Annotated in this window: 1 protein-coding gene; it reads right to left on the minus strand. The window is 68.6% G+C overall.

Annotated elements, in window-relative coordinates:
* Positions 1–17 precede the first annotated feature (17 nt).
* Positions 18–797 (minus strand): transposase family protein, encoded by a 780-nt coding sequence (locus C1I99_RS31710; protein ID WP_111137792.1) that lies wholly within the window; start codon positions 795–797, stop codon positions 18–20.
* Between the last annotated feature and the right edge of the window lie 49 nt (positions 798–846).

The raw sequence follows: 846 nt of genomic DNA on the forward strand, positions 1-846 counted from the left end.
GTTCAACGGTGTCGGCGTCATCCGGCGAGGATGATGTTGTGGAGGTTGGCAACGCCGGAAGCGGTGTCGGCCAATGTTTTGGCGGCGCGGCGATAGTCCCGCAGGATCTTGAAGGTCTTCATGCGGGCGAGGGCGTGTTCGATCTGCGCTCGGACGGTGCGGTGTTGCCTGTTCAGGTCCGCCTTCCACTCGGGCAGCTCGCTACCGTCGGCCGGTTTGCGGTACGGGATGATCACGTCGGAGTTGCCGCGGTAGGCGCCGTCGGCCATGACCGGCCGTCCCGCGAGTTTCTGGTCGATGCCCGAGGTGCGGTAGACGATGGTGTCGTTACGGTTGCCCGGTTGCGGGTCGCCGAGAGCGACGACGAGGCGGGTGTGGGCGTCGATGGCCACCTGCAGGTTCGTGCTGAAGCGGTAGTTCTTGCTCGGCGCGGCCAGCCGGTGGTCGCGGGTCGGGACCAGGGTGCCGTCGACGATGGCGATCTGGTCGACCCGCCGCCGGCGTACCGGGGCCAGGGCGAGCAGCGGGCCGAGGGTGTCGATGACCCGATGCGCGGCGGAGTGCGACACCCCGAACAGCGGACCGATCTGGCGCATGGTCAGGTTCGTCCGCCAGTAGGCGGCGACCAGCAGTACCCGATCGGCGAGGTCAAGCGACCACTGCCGGCCCGGTCGACCGTCGGCGATCGCGTCCCCGCCACGGTCGGCGACCAGCCGGACCAGCCTGCGGAACTGGGCGGGCTGCAGCCCGGTGAACGGGAAGATCCACTCCGGGCGAGCCGCCGAGATCACCTGCACCCTGACATGATCCACCATGGACGCCCGACCGAGTTACGAGACGTCCCTT

Origin of the sequence: Micromonospora deserti (assembly GCF_003236335.1) — a bacterium.
Taxonomy (GTDB): domain Bacteria; phylum Actinomycetota; class Actinomycetes; order Mycobacteriales; family Micromonosporaceae; genus Micromonospora; species Micromonospora deserti.